This window comes from Alcaligenes sp. LTN-3 (genome assembly GCF_059735605.1).
The window spans coordinates 1,157,355-1,174,664 of the sequence record NZ_JCAPDN010000001.1; the positions used below are offsets into that span (position 1 = coordinate 1,157,355).

At 56.1% G+C, this 17,310-nt stretch carries 16 protein-coding genes; 3 read left to right on the forward strand and 13 right to left on the reverse strand.

The features are described from left to right. Nucleotides 1-144 precede the first annotated feature (144 nt). The gene (gene ndk, locus AC6I6N_RS05480) at nt 145-570 is read right to left on the reverse strand and encodes a nucleoside-diphosphate kinase (protein ID WP_009455885.1); all 426 of its coding nucleotides are present in this window, start codon (nt 568-570) and stop codon (nt 145-147) included. 253 nt (nt 571-823) lie between these two features. Here ndk and AC6I6N_RS05485 point away from each other — a divergent pair, with 253 nt between their 5' ends. Further along, nucleotides 824-3,676, forward strand: a complete 2,853-nt coding sequence (locus tag AC6I6N_RS05485; RefSeq protein WP_497943292.1) for a valine--tRNA ligase — start codon at nt 824-826, stop codon at nt 3,674-3,676. 147 nt (nt 3,677-3,823) lie between these two features. Here the strand turns inward: AC6I6N_RS05485 and AC6I6N_RS05490 are convergent, their stop codons facing one another. The 8 genes from AC6I6N_RS05490 to AC6I6N_RS05525 all read right to left on the reverse strand — a co-directional run bounded on the left by AC6I6N_RS05490 (nt 3,824) and on the right by AC6I6N_RS05525 (nt 11,489). Then, nucleotides 3,824-4,672: a class I SAM-dependent methyltransferase gene (locus AC6I6N_RS05490; RefSeq protein WP_094197062.1), complete on the reverse strand. Its 849-nt coding sequence runs from the start codon at nt 4,670-4,672 to the stop codon at nt 3,824-3,826. 73 nt (nt 4,673-4,745) lie between these two features. Next, nucleotides 4,746-5,507, reverse strand: coding sequence for a tRNA (guanosine(37)-N1)-methyltransferase TrmD (gene trmD, locus AC6I6N_RS05495; RefSeq protein ID WP_108727653.1), 762 nt, complete (start codon nt 5,505-5,507; stop codon nt 4,746-4,748). An 87-nt stretch (nt 5,508-5,594) separates the two neighbouring features. After that, a complete protein-coding gene (rimM, locus tag AC6I6N_RS05500; RefSeq protein ID WP_094197064.1) occupies nt 5,595-6,194 on the reverse strand; it encodes a ribosome maturation factor RimM in 600 nt (199 codons plus the stop codon). A 32-nt stretch (nt 6,195-6,226) separates the two neighbouring features. Further along, nucleotides 6,227-6,487 carry a 30S ribosomal protein S16 gene (gene rpsP, locus AC6I6N_RS05505; protein WP_009455906.1) on the reverse strand — a complete coding sequence of 87 codons (261 nt, stop codon included), beginning with the start codon at nt 6,485-6,487 and terminating at the stop codon, nt 6,227-6,229. 136 nt (nt 6,488-6,623) lie between these two features. After that, nucleotides 6,624-6,878 carry a sulfurtransferase TusA family protein gene (locus tag AC6I6N_RS05510; RefSeq protein ID WP_009455909.1) on the reverse strand — a complete coding sequence of 85 codons (255 nt, stop codon included), beginning with the start codon at nt 6,876-6,878 and terminating at the stop codon, nt 6,624-6,626. Then, complete coding sequence (alaS, locus tag AC6I6N_RS05515; RefSeq protein WP_497943293.1) at nt 6,878-9,505, reverse strand: alanine--tRNA ligase; 2,628 nt, start codon at nt 9,503-9,505, stop codon at nt 6,878-6,880. Before alaS ends, AC6I6N_RS05510 begins: the two co-directional genes overlap by 1 nt. A gap of 284 nt (nt 9,506-9,789) precedes the next feature. Further along, nucleotides 9,790-10,722 (reverse strand): allantoinase PuuE, encoded by a 933-nt coding sequence (gene puuE / locus AC6I6N_RS05520; protein WP_249459536.1) that lies wholly within the window; start codon nt 10,720-10,722, stop codon nt 9,790-9,792. An 11-nt stretch (nt 10,723-10,733) separates the two neighbouring features. Further along, entirely contained in the window at nt 10,734-11,489 is a 756-nt protein-coding gene (locus tag AC6I6N_RS05525; protein ID WP_094197067.1) for a GntR family transcriptional regulator, read from the reverse strand. Nucleotides 11,490-11,694: 205 nt separating this feature from the next. Here AC6I6N_RS05525 and uraH point away from each other — a divergent pair, with 205 nt between their 5' ends. Together uraH and AC6I6N_RS05535 are read left to right on the forward strand one after the other, a co-directional pair. Then, complete coding sequence (gene uraH, locus AC6I6N_RS05530; RefSeq protein ID WP_094197068.1) at nt 11,695-12,048, forward strand: hydroxyisourate hydrolase; 354 nt, start codon at nt 11,695-11,697, stop codon at nt 12,046-12,048. Nucleotides 12,049-12,106: 58 nt separating this feature from the next. After that, on the forward strand, nt 12,107-13,339 hold the full coding sequence (locus AC6I6N_RS05535) for a urate hydroxylase PuuD (RefSeq protein WP_497943294.1): 1,233 nt from the start codon (nt 12,107-12,109) through the stop codon (nt 13,337-13,339). 245 nt (nt 13,340-13,584) lie between these two features. On the opposite strand, the gene AC6I6N_RS05540 is transcribed toward AC6I6N_RS05535, so the two are convergent. Genes AC6I6N_RS05540 through AC6I6N_RS05555 form a run of 4 tightly spaced genes read right to left on the reverse strand, consistent with a single transcriptional unit; the run spans nt 13,585 to nt 17,261 of the window. Continuing rightward, nucleotides 13,585-14,139: a hypothetical protein gene (locus AC6I6N_RS05540; RefSeq protein WP_497943295.1), complete on the reverse strand. Its 555-nt coding sequence runs from the start codon at nt 14,137-14,139 to the stop codon at nt 13,585-13,587. Continuing rightward, nucleotides 14,105-15,550: a hypothetical protein gene (locus AC6I6N_RS05545; protein ID WP_497943296.1), complete on the reverse strand. Its 1,446-nt coding sequence runs from the start codon at nt 15,548-15,550 to the stop codon at nt 14,105-14,107. The genes AC6I6N_RS05540 and AC6I6N_RS05545 overlap by 35 nt, the downstream gene beginning before the upstream one ends. Then, nucleotides 15,547-16,395, reverse strand: coding sequence for a hypothetical protein (locus AC6I6N_RS05550; RefSeq protein WP_321277886.1), 849 nt, complete (start codon nt 16,393-16,395; stop codon nt 15,547-15,549). The genes AC6I6N_RS05545 and AC6I6N_RS05550 overlap by 4 nt, the downstream gene beginning before the upstream one ends. After that, complete coding sequence (locus AC6I6N_RS05555; protein WP_497943297.1) at nt 16,392-17,261, reverse strand: TrbG/VirB9 family P-type conjugative transfer protein; 870 nt, start codon at nt 17,259-17,261, stop codon at nt 16,392-16,394. Before AC6I6N_RS05555 ends, AC6I6N_RS05550 begins: the two co-directional genes overlap by 4 nt. Between the last annotated feature and the right edge of the window lie 49 nt (nt 17,262-17,310).

A 17,310-nucleotide genomic window follows, 5' to 3' on the forward strand; every position in this document is an offset into this window, starting at 1 on the left:
TAATACCTTCACGCGGTCTGGCGACTCATTTTTTGCAGAAATGCAAAAAAGCCTCTTCTTGTAGGACTTACCCGGCACACCAGAGTTCCAGTGGGCCGGGCAAGTCTTGATCAGAGTGCCGCCGGTACTGCGCGGTTTAGCCAATTAACGGCTGTAAACGTTGCACTCTGGGAAGAAGAAAGCGATTTCGACAGCAGCAGTTTCAGGAGCGTCGGAACCGTGAACAGCGTTGGCGTCGATGCTCTCAGCGAAGTCAGCGCGGATGGTGCCAGCGTCAGCTTTCTTGGGGTCGGTAGCGCCCATCAATTCGCGGTTCTTGGCAATGGCGCCTTCACCTTCCAGAACTTGTACGAATACAGGACCGGAAACCATGAAGTCGACCAGATCCTTGAAGAAAGGACGCTCGGCGTGCACGCCGTAGAAGCGCTCGGCTTCGCCACGGGACAGGTGAACCAGGCGACCAGCGATCACTTTCAGGCCAGCGCCTTCAAAGCGGGAAATAATCTGACCGATCACGTTTTTAGCAACAGCGTCGGGCTTGATAATGGACAGAGTGCGTTCAATAGCCATGTGAAAATCCAAATAAGAACAATATAGTGTAGTCTTTGCTGCGTAAAGCAAAATGCAGATCCGACGGTTCGCGCTAAATTTTTTAATGAAAACAAGCACTTTCATCAGATTTACGGCAACCCGGCATTTTACCACGCCAAAGACGCACGGCCACATCTTAAAATAGTGCATCTTACATTCGTTTTTTACCCAGGATTAGTCCCGCCCTATCTGGCACCGAACGTGCCAAAAGGGGCAGGCAGACCGCATCACCATGACCAACTCATCCGCAACGACCTCCGACGAGCAATTATCCAAGAGCTTTGAACCCCAGGAAATCGAAACGCGCTGGTACGCGCGCTGGGAGCAAGCCGACCTTTTCAAGGGAGGCCAGCACGTCCAGCCCTTGGGTGATCATCAGTCCGAACCCTTTGTCATTCAGTCCCCACCACCGAACGTCACCGGGACTTTGCATATGGGCCACGCCTTTAACCAGACCATCATGGATGGCCTGACGCGCTACCACCGCATGAAAGGCGACGATACGGTCTACATTCCTGGCACCGACCACGCCGGGATTGCCACCCAGATCATTGTGGAGCGCCAGCTCGATGCCCAGAACATCAGCCGCCACGACCTAGGTCGCGAAAAATTCCTGGAAAAAGTCTGGGAGTGGAAAGAGAAATCCGGCAACACCATTACCAGCCAGTTTCGCCGTCTGGGCGCGTCCTGTGACTGGAGCCGCGAATACTTCACCATGGACGACAACCTGTCCCGTGGCGTGCTGGAAACCTTTGTCCGCCTGTACGAACAAGGTCTGATTTACCGTGGCAAGCGCCTGGTGAACTGGGACCCCGTACTGGGCACCGCCGTATCCGACCTGGAAGTGGTCAGCGAGGAAGAAGACGGTCATCTGTGGGAAATCCGCTACCCGCTGACTACACCCCAGGGTGATCTGACCCACCTGACGGTGGCCACCACCCGTCCGGAAACCATGCTGGGCGACGTTGCCCTGATGGTGCACCCTGAAGACGAGCGCTATATCGGCCTGATCGGCCAGACCGTTACCCTGCCCCTGGTCGGCCGCTCCATCCCGATCATTGCGGACGATTATGTAGACCCAGCCTTCGGCACCGGTGTCGTGAAGGTGACCCCTGCTCACGACTTCAATGACTATGCTGTTGGCCAACGCCACGGCCTGGAAATGATCAGCATCCTGACACTGGATGCCCACATTGCCGACACCGCTCCCGAAGCCTATCAAGGCCTGGAGCGCTTTGCCGCGCGCAAGCAAATCGTGGCCGACCTAGAAGCCCAGGGCCTGCTACAGGCCGTCAAGCCACACAAGCTGATGGTGCCACGTGGCGACCGCACCAATACAGTCATTGAACCCATGCTGACTGACCAGTGGTTTGTAGCCATGAGCAAGCCCGCTCCGGAAGATTCACTGCACCCCGGCAAGAGCATCACCCAGGTTGCCCTGGATGTGGTGGCCGATGGCCGTGTGCGCTTCTACCCCGACAACTGGTCCAACACCTATAACCAGTGGCTGAACAATATTCAGGATTGGTGCATTTCCCGTCAGTTGTGGTGGGGCCACCAAATTCCCGCCTGGTACGCCGAAGACGGTAGCCTGTTTGTCGCCCGTTCCGAAGAAGAAGCTCTGGAACAAGCCCGCGCCGCTGGCGTGACCGGCCCACTGCGCCGCGACGAAGACGTGCTGGATACCTGGTTCTCCTCCGCCCTGGTGCCCTTTACCGATCTGGGCTGGCCTGAAGAAACTCCAGATCTGGCCCGTTACCTGCCCTCCAGCGTGCTGGTCACTGGTTTCGACATTATTTTCTTCTGGGTTGCCCGCATGGTCATGATGAGCATGCACCTGACCGGCCGCGTTCCATTCAACACCGTCTACGTTCACGGACTGGTGTGCGATATGGAAGGCAAGAAGATGAGCAAATCCAAGGGCAATACCATTGACCCCGTGGATTTGATCGACGGCATCGATCTGGAAAGCCTGATCCACAAACGCACGTTTGGCCTGATGAACCCCAAGCAGGCACAAAGCATTACCAAACGCACCAAGAAAGACTACCCCGACGGCATCCCCGCCTTCGGCACGGACGCACTGCGCTTTACCATGGCCGCCTACGCCACTCTGGGCCGCAATATCAACTTCGACATGAAGCGTTGCGAAGGCTACCGCAACTTCTGCAACAAGCTGTGGAACGCCACCCGCTTTGTGTTGATGAACACCGAAGGTCATGAGCTGCACACCGACGCACCCGCCGAACTGAGCTTTGCTGATCGCTGGATCATCAGCCTGTTGCAAGGCCTGGAACAGGACGCCGAGCGCGGTTTTGCTGACTACCGTTTCGACAACGTCGCCAATGCCATCTACCACTTTGTATGGGACGAGTACTGCGACTGGTACCTGGAGCTGGCCAAGACTCAGATCCAGAACGGCACGCCCGAGCAGCAACTGGGCACCCGCCGCACCCTGATCCGCGTACTGGAAGTGGTGCTGCGCGTAGCGCACCCTATCATCCCCTTCATCACGGAAGAACTGTGGCAGAAGGTGTCGGTGGTGGCTGGTAAACGTGCCGCTGACGAAACCACCAGCATTTCGGTCCAGCCCTACCCCATTGCCAACCCCGCCGCGGTTGATGAGCAGGCCGTGGCCCAGGTTGCCGAACTGAAAGCCCAAGTGGACGCCATCCGTGCCCTGCGTGGCGAAATGAACATTTCGCCCGCTCAGCGCGTACCGCTGATTGCCCAAGGCAATGCCGAAACCCTAAAAGCCAACAGCCCGTATCTGGCTGCGCTGGGCAAGCTGGAAAGCGTGGAAATTGTCGATCAACTGCCTACCGATGCAGGCGCACCGGTACAAGTGATCGGCACCACGCAACTGATGCTGCACGTAGAGATTGACGTGGAAGCGGAGCGTATCCGCCTGTCCAAGGAAATTGAACGCCTGCAAGGCGAAATCAGCAAGGCCGAAGCCAAACTGGGCAACGCCAGTTTTGTGGAGCGTGCCCCAGCAGCCGTAGTGGAACAGGAACGACAGCGCGTCATTCAGTTTGGCGAAACCCTGGCTAAAGTCCAGCAGCAATTTACTCGCCTGAACTAACGGCCTCCCAGCACAAAAAACTGGCTGCAATAAACGACACCCCAAAGATTGGATGCCTATCCAACCTTTGGGGTGCTTTATGACGAAGCAGGATAGATAGCCCAGATTGGCTGCATCATGGCACAACCGTGCCCAACAATGGCGTGCTCAGTCCCGACTTGCCTCAAGACCATACATCAAAGGGACGCCAGCCTGGCCTACGGGTGCATACATTCGCCGCCCCGGACCCTCATGCATCTGCTTAAAACCCTTCCAGCCATTTGAATACGGATACTCTTCCAATTTTCGCAAACGCAAACCGGCTTCCAGCAAGACACCAACCAGTTTAGCCAAGCCCCAACTAAACTCCACACTGGGATGCGGGTTCTCAAACTCCTGCACACCTTCAGTTTTGCCTGAAAGCAGCAACCCTTCGCCTGATTCCGCTACGTAATCACCCACCCCTTCCGGGAACACCATGGGCTGGGTATTGAAATAATCGTATTTCAGCGCCCAGTGCTCATCAAAGCAAAGCGCAAAGGGGTGGAACTCCACCAGCACCAAACGCCCTCCAGGCTTCAAAACAGAAGCGACGCCCTGCGCCCACGCCCTTAAATCCGGCAACCAACACAAGACACCATAGCTACTGAATACAATATCGTATTGCAGCCCCTGACTGGCAGCCTGCCTTAACCACTGCACCACGTCTTCGCGATGAAACGCAGCCGGAATACCCGTATCTCGAGACAGAGCCGTCGCAAAGGAAATCGCTTCATCGGCGATATCAACCCCAGTCACTAGTGCCCCAAGCGTGGCCAAACTCAAACTATCCTGCCCGCAATTGCATTGCAAATGCAGCAGTGAGCGCCCCTTGAGTTCACCTAGCAGCTCCAGCTCCTCTGGAAACAAAGTAGAACCACCACGGCGAAAGAACTGAGCCTGATCCCCTTTATGACTATTATGGGCAAGTGTTGCCGCATTCCAGGACTGGCGATTTTGTTGCTCAACTTTACTCATAACCCCCTCATGGGCCACCCTAGGCAGCACACCATCAGATTACTTGCCCAATGCCACACTCATCCCAAGCCGCTTATGACACTCCCCCGTCATCAAGCGAGGCCAGGAAACGCTCATCTGCCTTGTTAAGCTCACCACGCTGACGGGCCTGTTCGATCAACTCCGGGCGCCGCAAGGCGGTCAAACGCAAAGACTGCTCACGCCTCCATGCCTGGATGCGACCATGATGACCGGACATCAAGACCTCAGGCACAGCCTGATCGCGATAAACCTCGGGACGCGTGTAATGAGGGCTGTCCAACAAGCCACTATTGTCGGCATGGAAAGAATCCTGACGAGCCGAATCGGCATCATTTAACACGCCGGGCAAGAGGCGGACCACGCTGTCGATAATCGCCAGCGACGCGATTTCACCGCCAGACAGCACAAAATCACCCAAAGAAAGCTCCTGGGTGACGCGTGCATCAATAAAGCGTTGATCTATCCCTTCGTAGCGACCACAAACCAGAACCGCGCCGGGGCCTTGAGCCAGCTCCTGAGCCACAGCCTGATTAAAGCGTCGCCCTGTAGGGCTAAGTAAAATCACTTCCGGCTTATCGCCACGGTCAGCCAGAGCCTGATCCAAAGCGTCGTTCAAGGGATCAGCCAGCATGACCATACCAGGACCACCTCCGTAAGGGCGGTCATCCACTGTGCGGTGCACATCGGTGGTATAGTCGCGCGGATTCCAGGTCCGCATCTGCCAGATGCCCTGCTTGTGCGCACGGCCGGTGACACCAGCCTGGCTGACCACATCAAACATGTCCGGGAACAGGGTCAGGGCATCAAATCGCATGAGGACTCGGCAAGAGAAAAAGCAGATACGCGTTATAAAACCCGGCTAGTCAAGCCAAAGCACTACAGGCGCACAGGATTGAAACGATCAGATCGCCCAGTGGCTGTGCAACTCGCGGGCGGACATATCCACCGTATGCACAATGGCTTGCACAAAGGGAACCAGCTCTTCTTGCGGCCTACCCTGTTCGTCCTTTTCAGGTGTAAAGACACCCTCGGCATCCCAGGAGCCACGATGCACGACCAAAATGGAATGCGCGCCGTTATCCAGCACCTCTACCACTTCGCCTAAGCTTTCAGCTTGGCCGTCCTGCTCGCCAAAAAAGCGGCAGCCGATCAGATCGACCCAATAAAATTCGTCTTCGTCCGCTTTGGGAAAAGCGGCACGGGATACCCAAACGGTATGCCCCTTAAGAGCTTGAGCCAGCTCTCGATTATCCAGACCTTCAAACTGCGCCACGATGGTTGCCCCATGCTGCTTTGCGGTTTGTACTTGCCTGGGTGACGCAGACGCAAAAACGCCCGCCTGAGATTCAGGCCGGGGCGTTTTTAACCACCACGTTTTTACATTCAGCAGCGCTTTGGTTTGCATGGAGTGCGGCTGGATTTTGACCCAACCACGTACGCCATAAGCGGAAACAATGCGTCCAAGCTCAACAAGGTCAGCAGGAATCGCTGGTTGCTTCACACTAACACCACTAAAAAAACAGGTGAATCAACTTAGGCAGCCGAAGCAACCTTAGCCGAGTATTCTTTCAACAGGCGAGCCACAGCAGGCGAAACCTGAGCACCGTTGTCGGTGAAGTGCTTAACGCGGTCCATTTGCAGACGCAGGTTTTCATGACCTTCGCCAGCAACGGGGTTGTAAAAACCCAGACGTTCGATGAAGCGACCATCACGGCGTTGGCTCGCCTCGGCGGCTACTACGTTGTAAAAAGGACGCTTTTTGGAGCCACCACGGGCCAAGCGAATTACCACCATTGATAATCCCTTTATTGTGTAAGGTAAACAAAAAATTCTAGCACTATTCTGGCACGTATGCCAAAAGTAACACGCTAAGATAGCAGATTCAGTGCTAGATACGCAACAGACAAAATAGTATTCTACCGCCGTCAGCTTACCGACGGCGTAAAAAATGCAGAGTTTTTTCAGCTTGCTGGTCTTGAGCCAACAGTTCATTGCCAGTTTGGCGACAAAAAGCCTGAAAATCTTGAATAGCGTGCTGATCGGTTGTAATGACCTGCAACACTTGCCCGGACTCCAACTGCGCCAAGGCTTTCTTGGCACGCAAGATAGGCAAGGGGCATTTCAGCCCGCTTGCATCCACCTGCAGATCGCTATTGGGCAAAGCGCCGGTCTCAGACATCGTCATTACGCACCTAACTTGCTTTGTACCCAGGCCTGTACCGAGGCATTGGCCTGAGGCAGAACGCTGGCATCGGTACCGCCGCCCATGGCCATATCAGGACGACCACCACCCTTGCCGCCCATTTGCGAGGCCACAAAACCCACCAGATCACCGGCCTTGACCTTGGCAGTCAGGTCAGGTGTCACGCCAGCCACCAGACTGACCTTGCCGTCGGCCACGATGGACAGCAAAATCACGGCAGACTGCAGCTTGTTCTTCAACTGATCGGCCATTTCGCGCAGGGCTTTGGCTTCCACGCCTTGCAGCGTAGCCACCAGCAGACGGCTGCTGTCATTCAAGGGTACGGCTTGGGCCAACAAGTCCTGGCCGGCCGAAGCCGCCAGCTTGGATTGCATTTGTTCGCGCTCGCGCTCCAGATCCTTGATCTGAGCTTGCAAGGCACTGATACGGGCAACCAGACCTTCTGGCTGGGTACGCAGGCTGGCAGAGGCATCGCTCAGCAGACGTTCCTGGGCTTGCACCCAGTGCAGGCTGTTGGTGCCAGTGATGGCCTCAACACGGCGTACGCCAGCGGCTACGCCACCTTCCGAGACGATCTTGAACAAGCCGATATCGCCCGTACGCTGAACGTGCGTACCACCGCATAGCTCGCGCGAGAAACCAATATCCAGTACACGCACTTCGTCGCCGTACTTTTCACCAAACAAAGCCATGGCACCGCCGCTGACGGCGTCGTCAAACGACATCAACTGGGCTTGCACGGCCTGGTTAGCCAGAACCTGCTCGTTCACAATGGCTTCGACCTGAGCGATTTGCTCGGCCGTCATGGCGGCATCGTGAGCAAAGTCAAAACGGGTCTTGTCAGCGTCTACCAGGGAGCCACGTTGTTGAACGTGACCGCCCAGCACCTGACGCAAGGCCTTGTGCATCAAGTGCGTGGCCGAGTGGTTACGGATCACACGCTCACGACGCTCGGTATCCACTTGGGCTTGAACGGTCTGGCCCACGGTCAGCGTGCCAGCGTTCAGCACACCCTGGTGTCCGAAAACCTGATTGGAAATCTTTTGGGTATCCTGCACCTCAAAGGACAGCCCTTTGGCGTCGCTCAAGATACCGGCATCCCCTACCTGACCACCGGACTCGGCGTAGAAAGGTGTGGCATCCAGAACCACTACCGCTTGCTGACCTTGGGTCACGGATTGCACAGAGGTGCCATCCACATACAAGGCGGTCACGGTGCCACTGCCTTCCAGGGTGGTGTAACCATCAAAACGGGTCTGCACACCGGAGTAGCTCAGGCCTTCGGCGGTTTTGAATTTGCCCGAAGCGCGTGCCATCTGACGCTGGTTTTCCATGGCGACTTCAAAACCGTCCAGATCGACCTCGATGCCACGCTCGCGGCAGATGTCGGCGGTCAGGTCCACGGGGAAACCGTAGGTGTCGTACAAGGTGAACAGCGTCTGGCCGTCCAGCTTGGCATTCTCTGGCAGGTTGGCCAAAGCGCCTTCCAGAATACGCATGCCGTTTTCCAGCGTTTCGCTGAAACGCTCTTCTTCCTGGCGCAGCACTTGTTCGATACGCTCGCGCTGGCTAATCAGCTCGGGGTAGGCTTCGCCCATGGTCTGGCCCAAGTCCTGCACCAAACGGTAGAAGAACAAGCCCTTCTGACCCAGCTTGTGGCCGTGACGCAGGGCACGGCGAATAATACGGCGCAGCACATAGCCACGGCCTTCATTGCTGGGGATGACCCCATCAATGATCAAGAAGCTACAAGCACGGATGTGATCCGCAATTACCTTGAGCGAGTTATTGCTCAAGTCGCTGGTCTTGGTTTCGCGCGCGGCGGCCTGAATCAGGGATTGGAACAGGTCGATTTCGTAGTTGGAGTGCACGTGCTGCAGCACAGCCGAAATACGCTCCAGGCCCATGCCGGTGTCCACACAAGGCTTGGGCAGCGGTGTCATGGTGCCGTCGGCGGAACGCTCGAACTGCATGAACACCAGGTTCCATACTTCAATGTAACGATCGCCGTCCTCTTCAGGCGATCCGGGAGGACCACCCCAGACATCGGCGCCGTGGTCGTAAAAAATTTCCGAGCAAGGACCACAGGGGCCGGTATCGGCCATCTGCCAGAAGTTGTCCGAGTTGTAACGCACGCCGCCCTTGTCGCCGATGCGGATGATGCGCTCTTTGGGCACACCAATTTCCGAGGCCCAGATATCGTAGGCCTCATCGTCTTCCTGGTAGACGGTGACCCAGAGTTTTTCTGCAGGCAGTTGGTAAACCGTCGTCAGCAGTTCCCAGGCATAGCGAATAGCGTCTTGCTTGAAGTAATCGCCAAAGCTGAAGTTGCCCAGCATTTCAAAAAAGGTGTGGTGGCGGGCGGTGTAGCCCACGTTTTCCAGATCATTGTGTTTACCACCGGCACGAACACAGCGCTGAGAACTGGTCGCACGCTTGTAGGGGCGGGTCTCTTTACCCGTGAACACGTCTTTGAACTGCACCATCCCTGCATTCGTGAACAGCAAGGTAGGGTCATTCCCTGGAACCAAGGAAGCCGAGGAAACGATGTGGTGTCCCTTGGATTCAAAAAAAGAAAGAAACTTCTGACGAATTTCTGAGGTTTTCATTACATGCAACGCGATGGAAAATTTAACTGCCTATTATAAGACGATCAGCCTTGCAGCCCATGCGCGCGCTGCGCTGGCACAACACCTGCCGCCCCGGCATAGCAGTGAGAAGCCCGGACGCCACACTCCCTTTACGAGCGGCTGCGTAAGCGTCAGATAGTACTGTTTTCAGCGGGCAGAAACAACAATTCCGACCCTGGCGAGTCGGAATGTGAATGCACCCTGCTCAGATTCAGGATGTTGTCTTGATGGGCCAGGAGGCATGAACCCTGGCCCTGCCCCGATCAGGCCTTGGGCTGATAGGGATGATGCTCGGCCCAGTGGCGAGCAATATCCACACGACGGCACACCCAGACACGCTCATGCGATTGCACGTAATCCAGGAAACGCTGCAAGGCGCGGAAACGGCCAGGACGGCCGATCAGACGGCAATGCAAACCGATGGACAGCATCTTGGGAGCCTCTTCGCCTTCCTCGTAAAGCACATCAAACGCGTCTTTCAGGTAGGAGAAGAAATGATCGCCAGTGTTAAAGCCCTGAGGAGCCGCAAAGCGCATATCATTGCTGTCCAGGGTGTAAGGCACGATCAACTGAGGCTTGACAGTATTGTCGCTGAGCTGAACCTCGGTCCAGAAAGGCAAATCGTCACCGTAGTAGTCGGAGCTATACAGGAACTGGCCCTCTTCAGCCACCAGACGCAATGTATTTGGGCTATCGCGACCGGTGTACCAGCCTTCGGGATGGTGGCCCAGCAAGTCCGTCAGCACGTTCACGCACTGGCGCATATGCTCGCGCTCGACTTCTTCGGACACGTTCTGGTAGTGAATCCAGCGGTAGCCATGGCAAGCGATCTCATGACCCAGGCGCACGAATTCCTGAGCCAGCTCGGGATGACGCTCCAGCGCCATACCCACCCCAAACACGGTCATGGGCAGGCCACGCCTTTCAAACTCTCTCAGAATCCGCCAGACACCAGCACGCGAGCCGTATTCGTAAATGGACTCCATGGATAAGTGACGGTCCGGGTAAGCGGCTGCACCAATAATTTCAGACAAAAACTGCTCAGAGCCCGGGTCACCGTGCAGGACGCAATTCTCGCCGCCTTCTTCATAGTTCAAGACAAACTGCACCGCAATGCGCGCCCGATCAGGCCATTGTGCATGGGGCACGTTTTTACCGTAACCGACCAGGTCACGAGGGTACTTGCTCAAGGACATACCGTCTCCGTTTAGCGTTTTACGCTGAGGGCCAGCCAAGGATCGGCAGCATTGCCATCACCCGCTTCGCTCATGCGATGTTCACAATCACTTAAGTGATGATGCATAGCCAGATGCGCGCCTTCGGCATCGCCCTGACTAAGCTTGTCCAAAATCTCTTTGTGCTCGTAAAACGAACACGCCTGTTCGCCCGGTGTATCGTGATACGCAATGATGAGCGTGGTGCGGGCGCACAAGGTGTGCATCAACTCGGTCAGTTCATCATTGCCAGCGCAGCGCGCCAGCATCACATGAAACGCATTGGACAGGCGCAACCAGCTGATGCGGTCGCCATTTTCAAAAGCGTGCTGTTCACGTTCCACCATTTCATACAGGCCAGCCAAACGCTCCGGCAGATCCGGGTAGCTGATCAGTTTTTTCAGAATCAGCGCTTCCAGGTCTCGTCGCAGTTCAAACACATCCCGTGTCTGTTTGGCCGTCGGCTTCCAGATAAAAGCACCCCGATTGGGTTCGATAACCACAATCTTGTCGTGTTCGAGGGCTGCCAGCGCCGCACGAACGGTCGCCCGCGAACACTCGAAAATCGTGCATAACGTGGCTTCCGTCAGTTTGGTTCCAGGCAAAAGACGGCGGTCAACGACCGCATCGAAGATCTGGCTATAAACACGCCCGACCTCCGTATCTGCCATGCCTCCCTCTAGCAGCGAGGAGGCGCTGGGCGCTTGGGATTCACTGCTCATCCCCTCTTGCCGCCGTATCTGAAGCATAGAATTTCTCGTTATTGACTATTGACAATTATTCGGTACCCCGACAAAATCGTCAACATAAATTGTCGACAATCTGATTCCTCAAACAGAGCGACAGTTTCGGGGCCTCAACCCAGCGCACTGATCCTTGCACCGTTGGCCCCCGGCCGGTTCTCAAAACTGGGCTCGCTGGACCTTTTTTGATCACCATAAACCGGAGACATTTATGGGAAAGCTATCAACCCATGTCCTTGACACGACTCAAGGACGCCCAGCCAGTGGCGTGCGCGTCGATCTTTATTCCATCGAAAACGATCAACGTACTCTGATCAAAACCACACACACCAATAGCGACGGTCGCTGTGATGAGCCCCTGCTGCAAGGCCAGGCCATGCACACGGGCGTTTTTGAACTGGTGTTCCATGCAGGTGACTACTTTGCCGCCAGCGGTGTGGCTGTGCCCGAGCCACGCTTTGTGGATCAGGTCGGCATTCGCTTTGGTATCGCTGATGCCAATGCCAATTACCACGTCCCCCTGGTTGTCACCCCCTGGTCCTGGTCTACCTATCGCGGCAGTTGATCGCGTATTCAAGTCGACTTTTCGCTTCTATACGAAACCACTCTGATACGAGATCTTTATGTACGCTTACCTACTTGAGTACGGCAACCTGCTGTTGCGCTGGTTGCACGTGATTGCGGCTGTCGCCTGGATCGGCGAGTCCATCTACTTTGTGATGCTGGACAACGGCCTGAAACCGCCTAAAGGCGAAGAAAGCAAGAAACGCGGTGTGTTTGGCGAGATGTGGGCTGTCCATGGTGGCGGCTTCTATCACAACCAGAAATACCTAACCAACCCGGCCGAACTGCCTGATGACCTGCATTGGTCTTTCTGGAAGTCCTACACCACCTGGTTGTCCGGTTTCTTCCTGTTCGCCCTGCTCTACCTGACCAAGCCCGAGTTCTATCTGGTCAACCCCAACAGCCCCTGGGAATGGGCGGCTCAAATGACCGGCACCCAAGCCAACGTCATGGCTATTGCCTTCCTGGTACTGGGCTGGGTGGTCTATAACGGCCTGTGCCGCTTGATCAGCCCCAACATGAACCGCGACGGTCTGCTGAGCGTGGCCGTGGCCATCATGATGGTGGTAGTGGCCTACCTGAGTGTGCACATCTTCTCGGGTCGTGCTGCTTTCTTGCTGACTGGCGCTGTCATGGCCACCAGCATGTCGGCCAACGTGTTCTTCTGGATCATTCCCGGCCAACGCCGCATGGTCAAGGCACTGAAAGCCGGTCAAGCGCCCAACCCACTGGACGGCAAGCGCGGCAAACAGCGTTCGGTACACAATACCTACTTCACGCTGCCCGTCCTGCTGCTGATGCTGAGCAACCACTACTCGTTCACGTATAACAACCCTAATGCGTGGATCATCATGGTGCTGTTCATCTTTGCCGGCGCCCTGATCCGTCAATACTTCGTGCTGATGCACGCTGGCATCAAAAAGCCTGCCTACCCGGCTGCCGGTGTTGTGCTGCTGCTGATCGTGGGTTACCTCGCGGCACCTGCCAGCCTGAAAGGTGACGTTGCCAGTGCTCCCGCAGCCGCTAACGGCGCAGAAACCGTCAACGTTGCACGCATCCAGGAAATCATGGATGCCCGATGTGTTCAGTGCCACGCGGCCAAACCCAATGCCGACTTCGGCTTTACGGCTGCCCCTGCCGGCATGTTGCTCGATACCATCGACAACACGGTGCTGCACGCCGAACAGGTGAAAACCGTGGTGCACTCCAAGTACATGCCCCTGGGCAACATGACGCAAATGACCGACGAAGAGCGTGCTGCCATTGCCGCTTGGAGCGGTACCCGCGACTAATGCAGAACAAGGCTCAAGCCTGACCGAGCGACAAGCTCCGTGGTCACTTTCAACCCCGATCTGATGAAAATCACATTGGGGTTTTTTCTTTCTCAAGGACTGTGGGGAGACGCGCCAGATTTGCGACTTGACGGGCTCCTGGCCTTGGGGAGTCAATGACATACAGGCTCAAGGATATACGGGCTGGAAAACTGAATCATGGTGACTTTGAAAGCTCGAGTTTGGCTAGACGCATCCCCCCGGCCTCAGGAAGGCAAACAGAGTTTTATGGATTGAACTTCCGGCTGCGACTGCTGAGCCTGATCCGAGGCGGTTGACAGATTCAAAACCTGAGCCTGTCCCCGACTGTGGCTTTGGCTTTGGCTTTGGCTTTGGCTTTGGCTTTGGCTTTGGCTTTCAGCATGTTCCCGGGGCAGCCCTATTTCAAGCTCAATACAGCGACTATCTAAAGACAAGAGGCGCATTTGCCTATCTCGCTCGCGCCCTATCGGCCATAACTGTCCTTGCTGAAACAGGAGCAGGCGCTGCCCATGCTGCACCTCAGCCAGCAAGCGCGTATCCCGCCCATAGACAGCTTTCAGTTTTAATCCAGGAATAGCTTTGCTCGATCTGCTCTTGTCCACGTCCGGTTGAGCCAAACCCACCCCCTCCTGCCCCTCTAATGGTCTGGAGCATGAGGCCATGTTCTGTCGCGCCTGCTCGGCCTCCAGCAGCAACATATCGCGCACGACCGAAACCATGGCTTCAGTCGCTTGAGCTGGCAAGCTAAGTATCAGCACTCCGCCAAATAGAATGCTCAAATACCTGCTCGCGTTCCTCCTTGCCCGAACCTGCCCACTCATCAACATAGCCTTCCAGCTCCACGATAAAAACGCTGCCCAGCAGCGAGGGATAAGACTGCGGACTCACTGACAAGCTCAACCTGTCCCACTGCAACTGAGGCAAGTGTGCGGCGAGCAGGTAGGTTGAACGCAAAGGAGACTGACTGCTCCAAGTACGACGCCAGGCATCTGGTTCTGATTGATCTCTGGTGCGCCGAGACTCCTTGGCTTGGATCAGAGCCTGTGTCTGCTCCCCAGCCTTTGCTTGCAGCTGTGTGTCCGCCTGATTCCCGGTTTGAACTTGCCCTGAATACTGAGATTGGTGGTGCGCCTGTGCCCGGGCAAGCGAAAAACGCATAAATGCGGGCTGCAAAGCCTTCAATTCGGCAATCAGGTTGGCTGATGACTCAACAGGCAGCGTTCCCTGACCTTGTGGCGATGGGCGCTGTTGCTCCTTAGGCAGATAAGTGCGTTGCACATGCAATTCAGCCTGCCCTGCCCCTGTCAGCGCCAGCATGTTCGGAGCGCGAGTTTGACGCTGCATGGCCAAACTAAAGCTTTGTACATCTTCAAACCCATAGCGTGCATGACAGTCCCAAGAAGCCACGCGACGACGGCAGTCCACCTCCTGCAAGCGCCAGCCCACTCCTTGTGCCGGCAGCTCCTCAATCAGATCCAGAACAGTCTGCGCGCTAGATAGCGGCAATGTATCACCCTGCTCAAGAACCCCTTTGCCAGCAGGCTGTCGTTCAGCCCCCACCCCACGAGAGTCGGCAGAAAAAACGCCTGCCAGAGCCAGCACCACCAGCAACGGCGCAACAAGCAAGCGAAGAGGGACCTTACTGGGACGCCAAAGCTCTCTGCCGCCTTGACGCTGCATACAAGCCTGCGCTCGTCTACCCTGCTCCAGGCACACCCATACATCATCGGGTTGCCGCAGTTCACGTATGGCGGGATAGCGTTCCTGCATTGCCTGTCGCAAGGCCTGCACCTGCCCGACCTGTGTCAGCACACAATCGCTGCCTTCCACAACCAAACCCTGCTCCAATGCCAGGAACCACAACAGGCCGGGAGCCACGGCCCATAAAAGAAAAACCGCTTCATCAGGGTGATGCACAGCCAAACACGCAGCCGCCGAATAAGCCCGCATATGCCTGCGTTTTACCCGTGTTGGCCCCTCTTGAACCAATCGCAATATCGAGTGTGTCCGTTTGGAATAGAGCCACCGGTTTTGTACCCAGCCTATTGCTTGTCCTGCTGCCTGCCCTTCCAAGAAACAAGCCCAATGCGATTGTGTCGAATTCCGAGTGTGAGTCCAGCGCGCGTCCTGTCCGTGACGTGCCCATTGCAAACCAAACCAATACTCACGCTTGGCTGTAGAAGCACTCATTTCTCTCTCCCGCCGCTACCCACAGAGCGGCTAGCTCGCGCACTATCGAAGTACCACAATTCAGGCTGATGCTTCAACGCTGAACCCAATGCCTCCAAGCGTTCCGGTGTATCAGTCACCAACAAAGCATGGGGCGGCACCCCAAGCACCTGGACCCTTCCAGCGCGAGATAGAAAAGCTTGTGCCGTGTCTTGCAGATAAACATGGGCGGCGTTTTCCAGACTTGGCGTTTCAGTCTGCACAGACGTCACAGCGGACTCGAAGGCATTAGCTGCAGGTTTATCCAAATAAGCAGCATTCACGGCTTTGATCGGCGGTAAAGCAAAGTGACGCGTTTCCGTGCGATATAACTCGATACGTCCTGCCCGATAGCGCCAGCGAATGCTGTATACCGCGCTGACTTGATTGAGCAACTCCGGCAAGCGTAATTGCTCAAAAACCAGGCTGCCATATTGGGGCGGCACTTCCAACTGATCCCCCACACTGAGTCGCGGCAAGAAAAGCGCCAAAGGCAGTCGCGCCTCCGGGCTGATGGATACCGTCAGATCCGACAAAAAAGACAGGCGGCGCGCCAGTTCATCCAGACCGGGTAAAGGCGTTTCCAAGGAAAAGCTGAATGTCTGTCTGGAACTCATCAGGTCTGGTGAGTCAGCGGCTTGCTGGATGGGCACAGCAGCGCCCAACAGCCAAGGTCTATCAACAGACTGGGCCGGTGCATCTGTAGGCAGGTCTAACGTGCCTAAAAAAACAGCATCGTCCAGCCACGGCGGGTCAAGGTGATGCCCCGCTGTTTGCAAAGCACAGCCCGACAACAAAACCAAAAGCAGCAAAAAGAGGTGATTCATGACCGCTCCTGCTGCTGCACACTCGGGTCGCAGGGTTGCGGACTGGCCAGAACACGCAGCACCTGATTGGAATAAAAACAGGCCTGCAAAGAATGGGCGTTCAGTTGTGCCGCCGTCAGCAATTGGACCACCGCAGACTCAAAGTTCCCCTTAAAGCTGGCGGCAGCCTTGACAGGAAAATCCACCTCCAAAGTCCAATGTTCCGGCGCGAAAACCCATTTCGCTTGTTTGGCCCAACGCATTAGCGCCTGCCTTAGCGTCCGATCTTTCAAACGCAGTTCAAAAACAGTGGAATCAGGGTTCGGGAGATTGACCGCCCACACATCCGAGCTGGCTTGAAAGGCAACCCGTTGCACCAACTGTGCGGGCGCGGGCTCTGGTTCCAGCTCCAGCACTTGTACCGCCCCCACAGAGCTCGGTTTCAAGGGATCTCCTACAGGCAAAGGCTGGGCTAAAACATCCGATTCCTCTGCCCCTGACAAGGCAGAGCCCTCACTCTGGCTACTCTTGCGCCGCAAACTGGCCTGTGCCTGCGCCCTACCTGCACGAAACACCAGCTCCGCCCACAAGCCATCGACTAACTGAAACTGCCCCGAAGGTCGTAGCGACAGCAGCACTTCCTGTCCGTCCCTGCGGCCAAACACCGCTGGCAAAATCTGATCTGGTGCAAAATGCAGCCAAATGCGCGTCCCGTTATCAAAGACCTGCATCGGCCCCACTTGGGGGTCGCCGGATAAGCGCCAATCAAAATTGAAGACGCGCGCACCCGGATCGGCCAACAGACCATCCGGCCCCTGACTGGACTGACAGGCAGACAGCCCAAGCGCACAGATCAGCACGATGCAGAAACGGACAAGAAAACGCATTGCAAGCACCCAAAGAAAAAACCCCATGTCCCGTCAAGGGCATGGGGTC